The sequence below is a fragment of the Paraburkholderia podalyriae genome (assembly GCF_014397785.1).
Classification (GTDB): Bacteria; Pseudomonadota; Gammaproteobacteria; order Burkholderiales; family Burkholderiaceae; genus Paraburkholderia; species Paraburkholderia podalyriae.
This window is the reverse complement of record NZ_VZQQ01000187.1, coordinates 1-2,351: the sequence shown is the minus strand read 5'-3', so window position 1 is coordinate 2,351 and position 2,351 is coordinate 1. Positions and strand designations below refer to the sequence as shown.

Annotated in this window: 2 protein-coding genes; one reads left to right on the top strand and one right to left on the bottom strand. The window is 59.4% G+C overall.

Translation table 11 applies throughout. The annotated features are described in order from the left end of the window. Nucleotides 1-314: 314 nt before the first annotated feature. Nucleotides 315-1,166 carry a class I SAM-dependent methyltransferase gene (locus tag F6X42_RS42315; protein WP_187639689.1) on the bottom strand — a complete coding sequence of 284 codons (852 nt, stop codon included), beginning with the start codon at nt 1,164-1,166 and terminating at the stop codon, nt 315-317. Nucleotides 1,167-1,914: 748 nt separating this feature from the next. Here F6X42_RS42315 and F6X42_RS42310 point away from each other — a divergent pair. After that, the gene (locus F6X42_RS42310) at nt 1,915-2,250 is read left to right on the top strand and encodes a hypothetical protein (protein ID WP_187639688.1); all 336 of its coding nucleotides are present in this window, start codon (nt 1,915-1,917) and stop codon (nt 2,248-2,250) included. The last annotated feature ends 101 nt before the right edge of the window (nt 2,251-2,351 follow it).

The window sequence follows — 2,351 nt, the reverse complement described above, 5'->3', positions numbered from 1 at the left end:
AGATCCAGATAGATCGTGGCCACGATCATGGAACGATCTTCACGTGGTCTACGCCGGACCTACCCACGCTCTCACATCATGCCCCACGCGCGCGCGAATCGGGGACCGGCCCTGCCGAGCCGCTTACTCCTAACCGCGTCGTCCGGAAAAACATAGCGGGCAAGAGGGTCAAGCGCGAATGCGCGTGCGAGCATGCCCGCAAGCTCTAACTCGCAGGACGGGAGATTCGAGTGTTCGATGCTCCGTGTCATTATCGGTGGTGCGAGGCGTCGGGGCTTTTACTCCGAGTATTCAAGTATCCGGCTTGGCAAATTCTAGCCGCGGGCCCGTTCAGATAAATCCGCGTCCCCCAAAGTCTTGAGAGCGGAAGCGAGAACGCAGCTCATGGGAAGCCGCAGTTCCCCACCATCGCTGCGATACGCCTCTGCGTCGTGTGCGACGGCCCGTTCAATCGACTTCAGGGCGGCCGACGTCTGGGCGTTCAGCAACGCGGCAAACCGCACGCCACCGCGTATGAGGGCATGAAAGGGTGTATCGGGAGCATGAAGCACGAGGGTAAGGTCCAGCTCCCGCACGCCCGGTTGGACGAACCCGGCATCGAGCAACACGCGTGCTGATTCCTGCCAATCGCTGAACTGGAAGAAGGGTGGTCCCGGAGGGACGGGAACATCGGTCGTCCCATGCTTCTCGATGGCCTTCAACACCATGGCGAAGCCCACTGCCTTCTCCGGTGTCGCCCATACCGTGAAGGCGATTCTGCCGTTAGGTTGCAGTACATGAAACGCCTTCGCGAGCGCGCGCTCGGGGTGCGGAAAATGCAACAATGCGAAGCTGATGCCCACTGCCGCGAAGCTTTCGTCGGGAAATGGCAAATCCTCCGCGTCGCCGACGCGGAACTCAAGTCCCGGAAAGACACGTCTCGCCTTTTCAACCATCGCAACCGAGAAATCCACGCCGGCGACATCCGCGCCGCACCGCGCGGCGGCAGCGGCGAGGTAGCCAGGGCCGCATGCAACGTCGAGAAAACGCGCGCCTCGCTGAAGGCAGAGTGTCTCGAGCATTGCGTGGTTCGACTGGGTGGTCAAATCACCGAAATACGTATGATAGGCCTGCGCGACCCGCTCCCAACCTTCGTGCTCGAAGGCGCTGAAGTCGAGTTGCCCCATGCTTACCTCCACCGGTCCGACACGTTGGCAAGTTGCTGCGCAGGCTTATGTTCCTCGTAAGGGTATGTCTGCCTATCGGGAAAACAATCCAGGGTCGGCGACGCAAAGAGCAAACGAATGTGTGGTGCGCCGCACCAACAAGCGTCACCCGAGGCCGCCGAACAGCCGCTTTTGGGCTACGCTTGTTTGTGTTGCGGTCCCGCTGAAACAAATGCCAATGTCAACTTTTGGCACTATAGTTCAAGTAGTTTCCTGCCTCTGGATGCGGTGCGGAAAAATGCGTCATACCTCGAAGGCGGCCGGTGCGTCACGGCGTTTTCGCCTATCGGGCGACTGGGCTGTAAAAGCGCCGATGCAAGGGTGCAGCGGATGAAAGACACGAAAACGGCGTCACTGCGGTACCAGGTTGAAAAATGGCTTGCTCCCACCGCGCCAGTGCATGTAACCGCGTTTGGGCATAGCCGCTTTGGCAGAGGGCGTTACGTACGTGTGGAAACCTTACAAGTGACGGGTCTCCACGCACTGTTCTTCTTTGAACACGACGACGGCTACTGGAACGTGTTTCCACCCGCTGCTGGCGTGGCGAGACGGCCGTAGGACGCCCAGCTTCGCGCGGCGGGTAGCTTTTCGGCAACAAGTTAGTCCGACGCCCGCACCGTTCCTTTTCCTGGCACTTTGCATCTCAGCGGCAAGTTGCGCAACGCCTCACTTGCGCTTGACTGGCTTGAGCAACTGGAAGAAGACTCGGATGATACGCAAGACGCTCAATGCCTCGCGGCTACAGCAGGAGGTCAATCGGGGAATCCATCGACTGCAGAAAATCATGGAGGATGGCGTAAAGATTCGTGTGCCGGGGCCGCAGTTGCATGAAGCTGACAAGACAAGCTGCAACTGGAACATGACTCACTTCGGCAACGCGGTCAGTTTCGAGCGCGACATCGAGCGCGTGCTCAAGGCCACGCGTGTGGAACGCGACCTCAATACCACAGTGAAAGAAATCGGCAACCCATTTGGGGACCGGCCGCGAAAGACATCGATTCCTTGTTGGTATTTGAAGGGTATCCGTCAGCGCATCCCGTCTTGAACGCACGTACGCGCGGTGCGAAGGTGTAGCCATCGTAACGACGGAGCAATGCGATGGAGAACACCGCGGGAGAGACTGTATCGACGGGCACGCGGCGGCCT

Coding starts and splice junctions, on each gene's coding strand:
- F6X42_RS42315 (WP_187639689.1), bottom strand. CDS start 1,166: ATGGGGCAACTCGACTTCAGCGCCTTCGAGCACGAAGGTTGGGAGCGG.
- F6X42_RS42310 (WP_187639688.1), top strand. CDS start 1,915: ATGATACGCAAGACGCTCAATGCCTCGCGGCTACAGCAGGAGGTCAAT.